Source organism: Stenotrophomonas sp. HMWF023 (assembly GCF_003060985.1).
Taxonomy (GTDB): domain Bacteria; phylum Pseudomonadota; class Gammaproteobacteria; order Xanthomonadales; family Xanthomonadaceae; genus Stenotrophomonas; species Stenotrophomonas lactitubi.
The window spans coordinates 1-16,217 of the sequence record NZ_QAIJ01000204.1 but is presented as its reverse complement, the minus strand read 5'-3'; the positions used below and the strand labels follow the sequence as shown (position 1 = coordinate 16,217).

The 16,217-nt window shown below is 66.8% G+C and carries 10 protein-coding genes; 5 read left to right on the top strand and 5 right to left on the bottom strand.

Going from position 1 to position 16,217, the window contains the following annotated elements:
• The 3 genes from DBR20_RS11065 to DBR20_RS11055 form a co-directional block, all read right to left on the bottom strand.
• Positions 1–1,225, bottom strand: a 1,225-nt coding sequence (locus DBR20_RS11065; RefSeq protein WP_108266222.1) for an O-antigen ligase, incomplete at its 3' end; no start/stop codon positions are given.
• Entirely contained in the window at positions 1,206–2,321 is a 1,116-nt protein-coding gene (locus DBR20_RS11060) for a glycosyltransferase (protein ID WP_108266206.1), read from the bottom strand. The genes DBR20_RS11060 and DBR20_RS11065, both read right to left, overlap by 20 nt.
• 15 nt (positions 2,322–2,336) lie before the next feature.
• Positions 2,337–2,534 (bottom strand): zinc-finger domain-containing protein, encoded by a 198-nt coding sequence (locus DBR20_RS11055; protein WP_025874129.1) that lies wholly within the window; start codon positions 2,532–2,534, stop codon positions 2,337–2,339.
• 437 nt (positions 2,535–2,971) lie between these two features.
• On the opposite strand from DBR20_RS11055, the gene DBR20_RS11050 reads away from it, so the two are divergent.
• Positions 2,972–6,316 carry a GH92 family glycosyl hydrolase gene (locus DBR20_RS11050; RefSeq protein ID WP_108266205.1) on the top strand — a complete coding sequence of 1,115 codons (3,345 nt, stop codon included), beginning with the start codon at positions 2,972–2,974 and terminating at the stop codon, positions 6,314–6,316.
• On the top strand, positions 6,313–7,068 hold the full coding sequence (locus tag DBR20_RS11045; protein ID WP_108266204.1) for a basic secretory protein-like protein: 756 nt from the start codon (positions 6,313–6,315) through the stop codon (positions 7,066–7,068). The genes DBR20_RS11050 and DBR20_RS11045 overlap by 4 nt, the downstream gene beginning before the upstream one ends.
• A 400-nt stretch (positions 7,069–7,468) precedes the next feature.
• Here the strand turns inward: DBR20_RS11045 and DBR20_RS11040 are convergent, their stop codons facing one another.
• Together DBR20_RS11040 and DBR20_RS11035 are read right to left on the bottom strand one after the other, a co-directional pair.
• Positions 7,469–9,760: an NADP-dependent malic enzyme gene (locus DBR20_RS11040; RefSeq protein ID WP_089236770.1), complete on the bottom strand. Its 2,292-nt coding sequence runs from the start codon at positions 9,758–9,760 to the stop codon at positions 7,469–7,471.
• A gap of 229 nt (positions 9,761–9,989) precedes the next feature.
• The gene (locus tag DBR20_RS11035; RefSeq protein WP_108266203.1) at positions 9,990–11,345 is read right to left on the bottom strand and encodes a dicarboxylate/amino acid:cation symporter; all 1,356 of its coding nucleotides are present in this window, start codon (positions 11,343–11,345) and stop codon (positions 9,990–9,992) included.
• Positions 11,346–11,675: 330 nt separating this feature from the next.
• Between DBR20_RS11035 and DBR20_RS11030 the strand changes: the two genes are divergently transcribed.
• The 3 genes from DBR20_RS11030 to DBR20_RS21885 all read left to right on the top strand — a co-directional run.
• Positions 11,676–12,845 (top strand): porin, encoded by a 1,170-nt coding sequence (locus DBR20_RS11030; RefSeq protein WP_108266202.1) that lies wholly within the window; start codon positions 11,676–11,678, stop codon positions 12,843–12,845.
• A gap of 68 nt (positions 12,846–12,913) precedes the next feature.
• Positions 12,914–15,565 (top strand): PAS-domain containing protein, encoded by a 2,652-nt coding sequence (locus tag DBR20_RS11025; RefSeq protein ID WP_108266201.1) that lies wholly within the window; start codon positions 12,914–12,916, stop codon positions 15,563–15,565.
• Positions 15,566–15,799: 234 nt separating this feature from the next.
• A partial coding sequence (locus DBR20_RS21885; RefSeq protein WP_146186991.1) for a hypothetical protein occupies positions 15,800–16,217 on the top strand: 418 nt, incomplete at its 3' end.

Sequence of the window (16,217 nt, the reverse complement as noted above, 5' to 3'; positions counted from 1 at the left end):
GGTGGGTATTGAGCGGGAACACGGTAACCGCCAATGCCAGCATCGCCGGCCGTGCACGCTCACGCGCTGCTGCCGGGGCGAATCGCCATGCACGCCACGCCTGCGCCACCGCTGCCAGCCACAGCAACAGACCCAGCACACCGGTCTCGGCAAGAATCTCCAGCACGATCTGGTGGGCGTGCAGCGCCGGCATCGTGCCCCACACCGCCGGCCCTTCATCCGCAACGCAGTGGGGATAGGCATCGCGGAAGCCACGTGCACCGACACCATTGATCGGATGCGCTTCGATCATGCAGGCCGCCGCGCTCCAGATGCGGGTACGACCGGACAGTGCCTGCTCGACCCCGTCCTCGCCACCACCCCAGGCCATTGCCGTGCGCGCTACACGCTCCCGCAGCTGCGGCACGCTGGCGGTCAGTACGCCCGCAGAGAGAACACCCACCAGCGCGAGCAGGCCCAACCGCTTCCACCCCAGTTGGCGCACGCCGCTGTAGACAACCACCAGGCCGAAGGTGATCCATGACGCTCGCGAGCCGGCCAGCAACAGCACCACGCCCACCGCAGCAGCGGCCAGCAACCAGCCCGCATTGCCGAAACGGCGCGCCACCGGCAACAACAGGAACGGCGAAAGACTGGCCAGCACCTGGCCGAATTTCAGGTTGCACGGCCCAAGCGCCCCGCTGAGACGATCAGCCAGCGCGGCTTCTGCAGCCGGGCACAATGCGTGGCCGCTGATGGCCACCTTGATCTGCTGCAGCGACCAGAACCATGGGCTGGTGCCTGCCAGTGCCTGCACCAGCGCGTCGAGCGTCCACAAGCCGGTGATCACCGCCAGTCCGCCCAGGGTCAAGCGCCGCCGCTGCGGGGTGGCCACGGCGATCGCCACCAGCCACATGAAAGGCAGGTAGCGCAGCCCGGCCGCCGCCTTGGTCCACGACGCCGACGGATCGACGGCATCGAAGGCCGAGAACGCCTGTGGCAACCAGTAGCCAAGGAAAAGAATCGATGTCAGCGCCCACGCTGCCGGGCTCAGCAGATGCGGTCGATGCTGCACCCGGCGGATGACCATGCGTGCCGCGGCGTACAACGCTCCCAGGCCAAGCACCGTTTCGGCGATGCCTGGCAGCGGCCACAACGCGACGTAGGCCAGCACCCACCAGGGTGCCCAGCGGCCAGCGCGCTCGTCGCGCGGGGGCGGCGTGGCGTCAGCCAGCGAGGTCGGCATAAAGGCGGAGGGTATCGCGCTGCATGGCCTGCAGGGTAAACGGGATACGGCCCGGCAGCGATGGCGGCTGTGCCAGCAGGGCCAGCGCACGTTCACCCAGCAGCTGCGCATTGCCCAGCGGCACGGCGCCACTGGGCTGCAGCTGCTGCAGCAGTTCGCCGACGCCGCCGTGGTCCCAGCCCAGCACCGGCCTGCCGACAGACAGCGCTTCGACCACGGTACGACCGAAGGCCTCCGGCTTGTCCGACAGCTGCAGCACCAGATCGCTTGCAGCGTAAGCCTGGGCGATGCGCGCGGTCGGCGTGCTGATGTGCACGGCCCCGGTCACGCCAAGCGCGTCTGCCTGCCTGCGCAGCTCTGCCACATAGGCTTCGCGGCCAGGCTCGTCGGTGCCCAGCATCCACAGCTGTGCCGGCACGCCTGCTGCACGGACATCGGCCAGCAGCTGCAGCGCGTGGGCGTGACCTTTCAGCCGCGTGCCGCGACCGGGCAGCAGCAACAGCGGTCCATCGACCTGGGCCAGCCATGGATAGTCCGCCGCCAGCGCCAGTCGGGGACGTCGATCGGCGCGGGCCACACGCGGGAACTGGCTGACATCCACCCCACGCGGGATCACCTGCAGCCTGTCGTGGGCCACCGTGGGGTAATGCGTGTGCACGTAGTCGCGCACGCTGTTGGATACACAGATCACGCGTTCGCCGCTGGTCATCACCGCGCTGTAGCGGCCGGGCGAATTCAGCCCATGCACGGTAGTGACCCAATGCGGGCGCTGCGCCGGCTGCATCGCACGGATCGCGTACAGCCCAAGCCACGCCGGCAGGCGCGAACGGGCATGGACGATGTCGGCGCCCACTTCGGTGAACAGGCGGCGCAGGGTCGGCAGATGGCGCAGCGTCAGCAGCGACTTGCGGCCGATATCCAGGGTCAGGTGCTCGGCACCGCTGTCGAGCAGCGGCTGCACCAGGCGACCACCAGCCGACACCACCAGCGCGCGATGGCCGGCAGCGACCAGGGCCGCGGCGATTTCAAGGGTCGAGCGCTCGACACCGCCGGAGTGCAGCGCCGGCAGCAACTGCACCACGGTCAATCGGCGCATCGAGGGGGCGGCCGCTTAGTCGGCCAGCACGAACACGGCGCCGCAGTAAGCACACTGCGCTTGCCCGTTGGGTTCGTCTTCGATCGGCAGGTACACCCGCGGATGCGAGTTCCACAGCGCCATTTCCGGAGTCGGGCAGCTCAGCGGCAGATCGCTGCGGTGCACGGTGTAGCGCTTTTCGGCGTTGGCGGGCGCGGTGGCGGTATGGCTCATGGCGGATGTCGATGAACGGATTGCGAGGCCTGCGATTCTAGCATCTGGGCCCGGCAAACACCGTGCGCTGCGTGGCCGCTGCGCGCGGCGGCCAGCTTCAGGGCAACGACGTGGCCCCGTCGTGCAACCGCCCTGCCCGCTCCCCGGCGGCGGTGCCGAGCCACGGCGGCAGGAAATCCCCATGCGCACCAGTCAGTTCCGTGCAGAACCGGTCTTCCTTCGAATTTCCCGCATTTGGATCGAACTAAATGGCACTTGTCAGGGCGCCGCCGGCTGTTGCAGCATCGGCAGCGATCCATTCCTGACCCGATCGCATGGCCCGCCCCCCACCGGACCTGCATCGCCTCCCGACTGCCCCGTGGCGGGCGGGGCGATGCTGTCCGTGGTGTTCGCCGATGCGGGTTCTGCCTGCCGCCTGCCCTACCGGGAGACCCTGCATGACCCTGTCCGATCCGCGCCGCGCCCTGCTTCCGCTCGCCCTGGCACTGGCCTGTGCGACCACTGCGACGCCGGTGCTGGCGCAAGGGCTGCAGACCTCCTTCGAGCCGGGCGAGCCGGCACCGGCCAGATCCGCTGGCGCGCTGTCCGTCGAAGTCGGCAGCGGCCCTGGCGCGCCGTACGCGGCCAAGCGCAACGTCGGCTACAGCGGCCTGCATGCGTTGCACTACAGCGCCAATGGCGGCCAGGCGCGCCGCGAACTGTTCAAGACCGATCTGCCCATCGACACCGACACCACGCTGTCCTGGCTGGTACTGCCGGAGATCGTCGGCAAGGACACCGTGGCCTCCACCTATGTTTCGCTGGACCTGCTGCTGGACGATGGCAGCCGCGTATCCGCCAGCGGCGCGCGCGACCAGCACGGCGTGGCGCTTGGCGCACAGGCGCAGGGCGACTCGAAGACGCTGTATCCGCAGCAGTGGGCGCGCAAGGCGGTGCGCCTGGGCGGTGTGCCCGCGTTGAAGGGACGCCGCGTGATCGCCATCGAGCTCGAGGTGGCCAGCGCCGATGGCGCGCCCGTGTCGGGCTGGATCGACGACGTGCGCCTGGACGTGCAGTCACGGCAGGCACCGCAGCGTGTCTCCGACTGGGTGTTGACCACGCGCGGAACCCAGGCCAATGGCACTTTCTCACGTGGCAACAACTTCCCGGCCACCGCTGTACCTCACGGCTTCAACTTCTGGACGCCGGTGACCGATGCCGGCGCACTGAACTGGCTGTACCGCTGGAACGAGCAGAACGATGCGAAGAACCGGCCGCAGCTGCAGGCGCTCGCCCTGAGCCATCAGCCCAGCCCGTGGATGGGCGACCGCCAGACCTTCCAGGTGATGCCCTCCGCCACGCGTGGTGTGCCTGAAGCTGATCGCAGCAAGCGGGCGCTGTCCTTCGACCGCTCGCAGGAAAGCGCGCGCCCGTATCGCTACGACGTGCGCTTCGACAACGGCATCGCCGCGTCCATCGCCCCCACCGACCATGCCGCGCTGTTCCACTTCGATTTCCCCGCAGGCGGCGACGCCAACCTGCTGTTCGATAACGTCGATGCGCGCGGTGGGCTGACCCTGGATGCCGCCACGCAGACGCTGTCCGGCTACACCGATACCCGCAGCGGCCTGTCCAACGGTGCCACCCGCATGTATGTGGTGGCCAGCTTCGACAGGCCGTGGCGCAGCAGCGGCCAGATCGATACCGGCCGCCCGACCGGCTACATCAAGTTCGACGCAGGCAGCGAGCGCCGGGTGACGATGCGCATCGCCACCTCATTGATCTCCGTCGAGCAGGCGCGCCACAACCTGGCGCTGGAAATCGCCGCAGCCGATACGCTGGAAAGTGTGGCCGGGCGTGCACAGGATGCGTGGGATACGCGCTTGGCCCGCTTCGATATCGGCAACGCCAGCGACGACCAGAAGACCACGCTGTACTCCAGCCTGTACCGGCTGTACCTGTACCCCAATTCCGGCCACGAGAATGCGGGCACCGCCGCCGCTCCCGATTGGCGCTATGCCAGCCAGGCCAGCGCCGCCGATGACAACACCGATGGCAGCGCAACGCGCAGCTTCGCACCGGTGCGCGACGGCAAGGTCTTCGTCAACAACGGCTTCTGGGACACGTTCCGCACCACCTGGCCGGCGTATGCGTTGTTCACCCCGGGTGATGCCGGTCAGCTGGTACAGGGCTTCATCGAGCAGTACCGCGCCGGTGGCTGGATCGCGCGCTGGTCCTCGCCCGGCTACGCGGACCTGATGGTCGGCACCAGCTCGGACGTGGCCTTCGCCGATGCGTGGCTGAAGGGTATCGGCGGCTTCGATCCCGAAGAGGCCTATGCCGCAGCGCTGAAGAACGCCACCGTGGTGCCGCCGGACCGCCACGTCGGGCGCAAGGGCATGGAGCGTTCGACGTTCCGCGGCTATGCCAGCGCCGACGTGCATGAAGGCATGTCGTGGACGATGGAAGGTGCGCTCAATGACTTCGGCATCGCCAACATGGCCGAGGCGCTGGCCAAGCGCGCGACGACATCGTCCGCGCGCGAACGCTACGCCACCGAAGCCGACTACTTCCGCTACCGCGCCGCCAGCTACGCGACGATGTTCGATCCGGCCGCCGGCTTCTTCCAGGGCCGCAAGCCCGATGGCAGCTGGCGCCTGCAGGCCAAGGATTACGACCCGCGCGTGTGGGGCCACGACTACACCGAATCCAATGGCTGGACGTTCGCCTTCACCGCCGCGCACGACGGCGAAGGCCTGGCCGCGCTGTACGGTGGCCGCGACAAGCTGGCCGCCAAGCTCGACACCTTCTTCGCCACGCCGGAAACCGCCGACGCCGCGTTCGCCGGCTCCTACGGCGGCACCATCCACGAGATGACCGAAGCGCGCGACGTGCGCATGGGCATGTACGCGCACAGCAACCAGCCGGCACACCACATCCCGTGGATGTACCTGTATGCCGGACAGCCGTGGAAGACCCAGCAGCATGTGCGCGAGATCCTGTCGCGGCTGTACGTGGGCAGCGAGATCGGCCAGGGCTACCCGGGCGACGAGGACAACGGCGAGACCTCGGCGTGGTACGTGCTGGCCTCGCTGGGCCTGTATCCGCTGCGGATGGGCGCGCCGGAATACGCGATTGGTTCGCCGGCGTTCCAGCATGCGCGCGTCGAGCTGCAGGGCGGCGCGGTGCTGACCGTCAATGCGCCACAGAATTCGCGTGACAACGTGTACGTGCAGTCGCTGAAGATCAACGGCAAGCCGTGGACGAAGACCTGGGTGCCGCACGAGGTGATCGCCAAGGGTGCGACCCTGGACTTCGTGATGGGCCCGCAGCCGTCGCGCTGGGGCAGCGGCGTGGATGATGTGCCGCGCTCGCTGACCGCGCGTGGCCAGCGACCGCAGCTGCTGCACGACCTTCTGGGCAACGGCGCGCAGGCAACGCTGGCCGACGGTCGCGCCCTGCCCGCGCTGGTGGACGACGATGCCACGACGGCGGTGCCGCTGGGTGGTGGCGCGACCATCGCGCTGAGCCACGTGGGCGATGGCGTACCGACGATGTACACGCTGACCAGCGGTGATGGCGCTATCCGTGGCGGCGAGTGGACGCTGGAAGCACGTACCGGCAACGGGCGCTGGGTAACGCTGGACCAGCGACGTGGAGAAGATTTCACCTCGGCCCGGCAGACCCGCCCGTTCCGTATCGCTTCGCCCTCACGCTACGCCGAGTACCGTCTGCGCCTGGCTGCGCCGGGGCGCCTGCAGCTGGCCGAGATCGAACTGTTGGCGCCCTCCCCCCTACAATGACGTCCATGCGCCTACGTTTCCTCCCCCTCGCTCTTGCCGCCCTTGTATTTCCAAGCCTCAGCCAAGCACAGCCGCAGACCCAGGCCTTCGATGGCCAGGTCAGCCGTGACGGGGTGACCCTGTACTACCAGGATGCTGCCGGTGCGCTGGCCGCGCCGGTGCGCAAGCGCATCATCGATACGTTCTACTTCGCCTACCTGCGCGAGCGTGCGGACTTCCGCCCGGCCGCGCCGAACGAAGTGCGCATCGTGATCGATCCGGCGTACAACGGCGTCGCCTTCGTCGGCGACAAGGACAAGGCCAGCACCATCACCATCAATCCGGGCTGGCTGGCCCAGCACCCGGATGACATCGATCTGGTGACCCACGAAGCAATGCACATCGTGCAGGGCTACCCCAGCTACGGCGACAAGCGCGTGCCGGGTTGGCTGGTGGAGGGCATTGCCGACTACGCGCGCGATCGCTACGGCATGAACAACGCCGCTGCGGGCTGGGCGTTGCCGGACAAGCTGAGCCGGGGCCAGACGGTGGAAAGTGGCTATCGGGTAACCGGTGCTTTCCTGAAGTGGGCCGAAGCGGCGCACCCGGGACTGGTGCTGGCACTGGACAAGGATCTGCGCGACGGGCGCTATGCACCCGCGCTGTGGCAGAAGCACACCGGCAAGACCCTGCCGGCGCTGTGGACGGAGTACGCCAAGCCGCGTTCCCCGGCCCCTGCGCCGCCGCCCGCGCGACGCGCGAAGCGGCGGTAAGTTCGACGCTGCCGGGGCGATGCCCCGGCGGCCTTCAACGCGATTGCACGAAGCCGGCGTACAGCGCGAACAACTGCTGGAAATACCGCTTGCTCACTCGACTGCGCATGACACTGCTCCGCCCATGGAAAGTTGGTCGGGCCCAGGGTGGGAAGGCCGGTCCGGACCCTTCCCACGGCCAGGCCGCGTGGGCGTATTGGGCCGCAGCGAGGTTGCAGGGCGATTACCGGGCGGCTGCAATTCATCCGGTAGCGCCGGGCCATGCCCGGCGGAACACGAGAAGCGCCGCGCTGCGCGCTCGCCGGGCATGGCCCGGCGCTACCCGATCCGGTTTCCGCTGGGCGGAAACAGAAACGCGCCCCGAAGGGCGCGTTTCTGCAGATCGCAGCGGAACGAAGGCTTACGCCTTCTTTTCCGCCTCGATCTGTTTGCGGATCTGCGCATCGACCGCGGCAATCGCGGTCATGTTCAGGATCCGGCGCGAGGTCGCGCTGGTGGTCAGGATGTGCACCGGCTTGTTGACGCCCATCAGGATCGGGCCGATCGCCACGCCATCGGTGAACACACGCACCAGGTTGTAGGCGATGTTGGCCGCTTCCAGGTTCGGCAGCACGAACAGGTTGGCACGGCCCTGCAGGGTCGAGCCCGGCAGCAGCTTCTGGCGCAGGGCTTCATCCCATGCGGTGTCGCCCTGCATTTCGCCGTCCACGTTCAGACGCGGGTTGCGCTTGAGCAGCAGCTCGCGCACCTGGCGCATCTTCAGCGCATCCTTCGAGTCGTGGCTGCCGAAGTTGGAGTGCGACAGCAGTGCCACCTTCGGTTCGACGCCGAACAGCTTCATGCGGTACGCCGCCTGCAGGGTCGCTTCGCACAGCTGCTCTGCGGTCGGGTCTTCCTGCACGTGGGTGTCGACGAAGAAGAACACACCCTGCTGGTTGATCACGCCGGTCATGGCCGAGGTCGAGGTGACCTTCGATTCCAGCGGCAGCACGCTGCGCACGTAGCCCAGCTTCTTGTGGAAGCGGCCGACGATGCCGGTCAGCATCGCATCGGCTTCGCCACGGGCCACCATCACGGCGGCGATCAGGGTCGGGCGCGAACGCATCAGGTTCTTGGCGGCGGCCACGGTGACGCCACGACGGCCAGTCAGGCCGTGGTAGTACTGCCAGTATTCGTTGAAGCGCGGGTCGTCATTGATGTTGGTGACTTCAATGTTCTCGCCGATCTTCAGGCGCAGGCCGAGGCGCTCGATGCGCGATTCGATCACTTCCGGGCGGCCGATCAGGATCGGGTGTGCCAGGCCGTCATCGACCACGTTCTGCACCGCCTGCAGCACCACTTCCTCTTCGCCTTCGGCATACACCACGCGCTGCTTGTCGCTGCGCGCGCGGTCGTAGACCGGCTTCATCATCAGGCTGGTGCGGTAGACGAACTGCGACAGCTTCTGCCGGTAGGCTTCCATGTCAGCGATCGGACGGGCGGCCACGCCCGAATCCATCGCGGCCTGGGCCACGGCAGCCGACAGCTCCACCAGCAGGCGGCGGTCGAACGGACGCGGGATCAGGTACTCGCGGCCGAAGCTCGGGGTCTCGCCGCCATAGGCCGAGCCCATGTCGGTGGCGGCGCGGCGTGCCAGCGCGGCGATCGCGCGCACGCAGGCGATCTTCATTTCCTCGTTGATCGCGGTCGCGCCGACGTCCAGCGCACCGCGGAACAGGTACGGGAAGCACAGCACGTTGTTGACCTGGTTCGGGTAGTCCGAACGGCCGGTACCGATGATCGCGTCCGGACGCGCAGCGCGCACCAGTTCCGGCATGATTTCCGGGGTCGGGTTGGCCAGGGCGAAGATCACCGGATCCGGCGCCATCGTCGTGACCATCTCGGCGGTCAGGATGCCCGGTGCCGACAGGCCCAGGAAGATGTCCGCGCCGTCGACGATCTCGGCCAGGGTGCGCTTGTCGGTGTCGCGCGCATAGCGCTGCTTTTCCGGGTCCAGGTCGGTACGGCCGGTGTGGATCACACCCTCGCGGTCGAAGGCCAGGATGTTCTCCGGCTTCAGGCCCAGCTGCACCAGCATGTTCACGCAGGAAATGCCGGCCGCGCCCATGCCCGTGGTCGCCAGCTTCACTTCTTCGATCTTCTTGCCGGTGATCGCCATGGCGTTCAGCACCGCCGCACCGACGATGATCGCCGTGCCGTGCTGGTCGTCATGGAACACCGGAATCTTCATGCGCTCGCGCAGCTTGCGCTCGACGATGAAGCACTCCGGTGCCTTGATGTCTTCCAGGTTGATGCCGCCGAAGGTCGGCTCCAGCGAGGCGATGATGTCGACCAGCTTGTCCGGGTCGTTCTCGTCCACTTCGATGTCGAACACATCGATGCCGGCGAACTTCTGGAACAGCACGCCCTTGCCTTCCATCACCGGCTTGCCGGCCAGTGCGCCGATGTTGCCCAGGCCCAGCACCGCGGTGCCGTTGGAGATCACCGCCACCAGGTTGCCGCGGGCGGTCAGCTCGCTGGCCTGCTGCGGATCGGCCTTGATCGCTTCACAGGCGTACGCCACGCCCGGCGAATACGCCAGCGACAGGTCGCGCTGGGTCAGCATGGGCTTGGTAGCGGAAACCTTGATCTTGCCGGGCGGAGACATCCGGTGGTAATCGAGGGCGGCCTGTTTGAAATCTTCGTTGGACATCGATGTGGGTTACATGAATGGGCAGAAGGGACAGGGGATCATACCCCCGTTGGAGCGGTCGGACCTGTCGCTATGCTGTCGCAGTGATGCTGCGACCGCACAATTCCATGGCGTATGCGACGTTATCAGAGCACAGCTTCGGCGCTGGCGATGACAGCCGTGGGACGCCTTGAAACGCTGCGGGGCCGTGCCACTGTCGTGACCGGCCCCGCAGTACCACACACCCGGATCAGCCCTTGGCGGGCAGCGCCTCGGCCATTGCCAGCGGCACGGCATCGACCGTCGGCGGCAGTTCGCTTTCGCGACCATCCAGCGCCAGCTTCAGGCGGTCGCGGTCCAGCGCGCCTTCCCAGCGCGACACCACCACCGTGGCCACCGCGTTGCCGATGAAGTTGGTCAGCGAACGGCACTCGCTCATGAAGCGGTCCACGCCCAGGATCAGCGCCATGCCGGCCACCGGCACTTCCGGCACCACCGCCAGGGTGGCGGCCAGGGTGATGAAGCCGGCACCGGTGACGCCGGCCGCGCCCTTGGAGCTGAGCATCGCCACCAGCAGCAGCGCGATCTGGTGGCCCAGGGTCAGTTCGGTGTTGGTGGCTTGGGCGATGAACAGCGCGGCCAGGGTCATGTAGATGTTGGTGCCGTCCAGGTTGAACGAGTAACCGGTGGGGACCACCAGGCCGACCACCGACTTGCTGCAGCCGGCACGCTCCATCTTCTCCATCAGCGACGGCAGCGCCGACTCCGACGACGAGGTGCCCAGCACCAGCAGCAGCTCGGCCTTCAGGTAACGGGCCAGCTTGAACACCGAGAAGCCACACAGGCGGCAGACCACGCCCAGGATCACCGCAACGAACAGGAAGGCGGTGAGGTAGAACGAGCCGACCAGCCAGGCCAGGTTGACCAGCGAGCCGACGCCGTACTTGCCGATGGTGAAGGCGATGGCACCGAATGCACCGATCGGCGCGGCCTTCATCAGGATGTGCACCAGCTTGAACACCGGGGCGACCAGCGCTTCCAGGAAGTTCTGGATCGGCTTGCCCTTCTCGCCCACCGAGGCCAGCGCGATGCCGAACAGCACCGCCACGAACAGCACCTGCAGGATGTTGCCGTCGACGAAGGCACTGAGCAGCGTCTTCGGGATGATGTCCATCAGGAAGCCGACCAGGGTCAGGTCGTGCGACTTCTCGACGTAGCTGTGTACCGCAGTCTGGTCCAGCTCGGCCGGGTTGATGTTCATGCCGGCGCCGGGCTGCACAACGTGCGCCACGATCATGCCGACGATCAGCGCCAGCGTGGAGAAGAACAGGAAGTACGCCATCGCCTTGGCGAACACCCGGCCCACCGTACGCAGATGGGTCATGCCGGCGATGCCGGTGACGATGGTCAGGAAGATCACCGGCGCGATGATCATCTTCACCAGGTTGATGAAGGCATCGCCGAGCGGCTTCATCTTCTCGCCGATCAGCGGCTCGTAGTGGCCGAGGACAGCACCCAGGACGATCGCCACGATCACCTGGAAGTACAGCTGGCGGTAGAGCGGCAACGGCTTGCTGGGCACCGGCGCAGCGGTCGGGATGTGCATGGCGGACTCCGGAAGGGGCGTTTTCAGGCACGTACGGCCCCGGAAATGCACGGGAACCGTTACCGTGGAAACTGATCGCATGCCCCTCGATTGCAGGCACAGGGGTGCGACCAATGGACGCCTTTGTACGCGCCACGCACCGCCACGCAGATAACCTATTGGTACTAGCCCCCCGGTTCAGGTGGCTGCGCTGCCTACACTGGCGCCGCACCGCTGATCGCGGGGATGCCGGTGGCCCGACCTGAACGGCCGGGCGCGTCATTGCGAAAGTTCCGGCCATTGCGGCCGTTGTTGTCCTGTCCACACGCATTCTGAGAGAGCCGCACCATCATGCGCCCGATTCCCACCTTGCTCGCCCTTTCCCTGGCAACGCTTCCCGCCTTCGCTTCGGCTGCCGATTTCGACAACTGGCCGACCAAGTACACCTTCGGCGACGGCACTGAACTGGCCGCTACCGCCAACATCGCCTACGACTACAACGACTTTTCGTCCGCCAGCGGCATCGAGGATGACGACGCGGTGCGCCGCAAGGAATTCGGCGCGACCCTGAAAAAGAAGGGCGTGTACGACGCGATGGTCTACTACGACTTCCAGGCCGATACCTGGCTGGATGTGTTCGTGCGCTTCGAGAGCAAGGCGTTCTTCGGCCGCGATGTCGGCCGCTTCCGCTTCGGCTACATGAAGACCCCGGTCGGCCTGGATGCCAACACCTCCTCGCGCGCCGGCAGCTTCCTGGAGACCGCGCTGCCCGTGCAGGCGTTCTACGCAGGCCGCCGCACCGGCGTGGAATGGGTGCTGGAGCGTCCGCAGTACCTGCTGCAGGCCGGCGCCTATGGCGGCAAGGACCTGCAGGGCGACAACCCCGGCACCACCCAGGCGGTGCGTGCGGTGTGGACGCCGGTGAAGGCACCGGGCGATGTGATCCACCTGGGCCTGGCCTATTCGCAGGAAAACCCGCGCGGTTACCACGATGGCCGCGACGTCCACCACGAAGCCAGCGCGCGCCTGCGCGCCCGTCCGGAAGCCGGCCTGACCGACATCCGCCTGGTCGATTCCGGGGCCCTGGTCACCGCCGACCAGATCCGCCGCACCGGCCTGGAAGGTATCTGGATCCGCGGTCCGTTCTCGCTGCAGGCCGAAGCGCTGCAGGCCACGGTCACCCGCAATGATGGCAAGCCCGACTACACCGGCCACGGCCAGTACGCGATGGCCAGCTGGGTGCTGACCGGCGAATCGCGCCCGTACAACGCCGGCGCCGTTGCCAACATCAAGCCGGCGCACGACTACGGTGCGGTGGAACTGGTGGCCCGCTACAGCCGTCTGGACCTGGACGACGGCAGCATCCTCGGCGGCCGCCAGCACGACCTGACCCTGGGCGCGAACTGGTACCTGACCAGCCACTTCAAGTTCCAGGCCAACTACGTGAAGGTCGACGCCAGCCGTCGCGGTGTGCACAGCACCCCGGAGATCTTCGAACTTCGCGCGCAGATGCACTTCTGATCCCTTCCACGTGTCAGATCCCGGCGGGCGTGTACACCGCGCCCGCCGGCCCTGCGTAGACTGCCGCCATGTATTGGCTCAGCCGCCACCGCCTGCAGTTGCTGACCATTCTGGTGATGGTGGCCGGCACCGTGCTGTGCGCGGTCGCCGCAGGCCACTACGCCTGGCGTCGCGCCCTGGGCACGGAAAGCGCACAGGTGCAGCGCCAGCTGCAGCTGTATGGCCAGGGGCTGCAACAGCGCATCGACCGGTTCGGCACCCTGCCGCAGGTGATGGCGCTGGATCCGGACCTGCAGCACGCACTGCGGGTACCGCCCTCGCCCGCCGAGCGGCAACGCCTGAACCTGAAACTGCAACGCGCCAACCAGGTTACCCGCACCTCGACGCTGACCCTGGTCGGCCGCGATGGCGTAGCCGTGGCCGCCAGCAACTGGGACCAGAAGACCAGCAACGTCGGCGAGGATTACAGCTACCGCCCCTACTACCAGCAAGCACTGGCCCATGGCCGTGGCCGTTTCTACGGCATCGGCATGACCACCGGCGTGCCCGGCTACTTCATGTCCGAGGCCATCCTGGATGCCGACAGCCAGCGCATCGGCGTGATCGTGATCAAGATCGAGCTGTCCGCGCTGGAACAGGAATGGTTGAACAGCCCGGACGTGGTGCTGACCAGCGACAACCACGACGTGGTGTTCCTGGCCAACCGCGATGCCTGGCGCTACCGCCTGCTGCGCCCGCTCGGCGCGGAGGAACGCAACGAGATGCGCGCGGCGCGGCAGTATGCCGATCGCTCGCTGCAACCGCTGCGCGTGCGCACCGAAGATGTGCTGGCTGATGGCGGCCGCATGGTCCGCCTGCTCGACCCGCCACTGCCGCAGGCAATGCTGTGGCAGACCCTGGCGCTGCCCGACGAAGACTGGAGCCTGCATCTGCTGCATGACGCGGGCGCGGCCACCAGCGCTGGCCGGGGCGCGGCCGTGGCCGGCGCCGCCGCATGGCTGGCGCTGGGATTCCTCGTGTTGTTCGTGCAGCAACGGCGTCGCCTGTCCAAGCATCGCCAGCGCAGCCGGCGCGAACTGGAAACCCTGCTCAAACAGCACGCCCAGGAGCTGCGCACCGCCCAGGATGGCCTGCTGGAAGCCGCCACCGACGCCGACGTTGGCTTGAGCCGCAGCCTTGAACATCTGCCACAGGGCGTGGTGGTGATCGACAAGGAACAGCGTCTGGTCGCGTGGAATTCGCGCTATCTGGAGCTGTTCCGTTTCCCGGCGGGCCTGGTGCGGGTGGGCCGCCCGATCGAGGAGCTGTTCCGCTTCAACGCACGTCGTGGCCTGCTGGGCCCCGGCCCGATCGACGAAGCCATCGAACGTCGCCTGACCCACCTGCGCAGCGGTCGCCCGCACATGCGCGAGAGCGAAAAAGACGACGGCACGGTACTGGAAATCCGTGGCAACCCGCTGCCTGATGGTGGCTTCGTCACCAGCTACGCCGACATCACCAGCTACAAGAACGCCGCGCGTGAACTGCGCTCGCTGGCCGATGCGCTGGAACACCGCGTGGCCGAGCGTACCCAGGATCTGGACGAAGCACGCCGCGAGGCCGAACAGGCCAACCGCTACAAGACCCGCTTCGTGGCCTCGGCGGTGCACGACCTGCTGCAGCCGCTGAACGCCGCACGCATGTTCGTGTCGGTGCTGCGCGGGAAGCTGAGTGACCCCGCGCAGCAGCAGACCAGCGACCATATCGATGCCGCACTGGCCGCACAGGACGCCATCCTCAACAGCCTGCTGGATATCTCGCGGCTGGAATCGGGATCGTTGCAGATCCGCGTGCGCGCTTTTGCGCTTTCGCCTTTACTGGAAACCCTGGCGCGCGAGTTCGGCATCGCCGCACAGAGCCGCGGCCTGCAGCTTGACTGGGTGGACACCCGCGCGGTGGTGGTCAGCGACGAAGCGCTGCTGCGGCGCATCCTGCAGAATTTCCTGTCCAATGCGCTGCGCTACACGCCACGTGGACGTGTGCTGATCGGCTGCCGGCGCGCAGGTGACCAGCTGCGCATCGAGGTGCATGACCAGGGGCCGGGTATTCCGGAAAGCCTGCAGGACGAGATTTTCGAAGAGTTCCGCCGCTTGAATGACGGCGTGGAGCAGGAACGTGGCGCCGGCCTGGGCCTGGCCATCGTCGAGCGCATCGGCCGCCTGCTCGGCCACCGCATCAGCCTGCGTTCCAAGCTGGGCAAGGGCAGCGTGTTCGCCGTCAGCGTGGCACTCGGACGCGAGGACGAGGTGATTGCGCCGCCGGCAGCGCCGGTCATCGCGACCGAGCCGTCCGATGACAGCCCGCTGCGCCAATGTCGGGTATGGAGCATCGATGATGACCCGCATGTCTGCGCGGCGACCCGTGCCCTGCTGGAACGCTGGGGCTGCAATGTGGAACTTGCCGACGGCCCGCAGGGTGCGGTGGAAATCGCCAGCGCGTTGAACGTGCCGCAGCTGTTGCTGCTGGACGTGCGCATGGGACAGTGGCACGGACCGGACCTGTATGAAGCGCTGTGCACGCTATGGCAAGCGCGGCCGCCGGTGATCCTGGTGACCGCCGAGCGCGATGATGCGCTGAAGGCGCATGCTGCCGAGAACGGTTGGGGCTTCCTGCTCAAGCCGGTGCGGCCACCGGCGCTGCGTGCATTGATGACGCAGTTGCTGTTGCGGCATCGTGGGTAAAGGTGTTGCACCACGCGAAGACCATCGGCCGCTCTTTGAGAGGAGGCTGTAAAGCGACCCACCCATGGATAGAGGATGGGCATAGTCTGAACAGCAGACGAGCAATTGCCCTACTTACCACCGTTGCTGAAGATCAGAAAATTGCATGACCGGGCCAATCGGCCAGCCAGACCAGAGGCATTGATCGTGCCCGCTTCTCCCGCACCTCCTGCATTTACAAGATATTTCGGCCCGATGGTGGCGACGCTTCTCGCCCTTTTCTGCAGCGGATGCATCGATGGCAAATCACCGACAGCAGACGGGAATCAACAGAGAACTACAGAAGAAAGCAGCATCAGCCAGCATCATCCAGACATCCCCGACTCAGCCAACCCGCGTGGCCGCACATTGTCGAACCAGAGCATTTCGGCGTCGGCCGGCAATCGCACGGAACGCACATTCGAGCACCTCCAGGTCGAGTCTGGATTCATGGCAAACAGAGGCATCTCAAGCCAGACTGCTGAAGACCTTCTGCGGTCCAGCCGTAGCACCTATGATGCAATTGATCGCATGACCATCGACGCAGCATCCAGTCCGGATGCGCAGGACCTGGCCAGGCACTATCGATCGTCTCTCATCCGCGCAATGGATCAGAACGCCGTTCTTGAGCGCC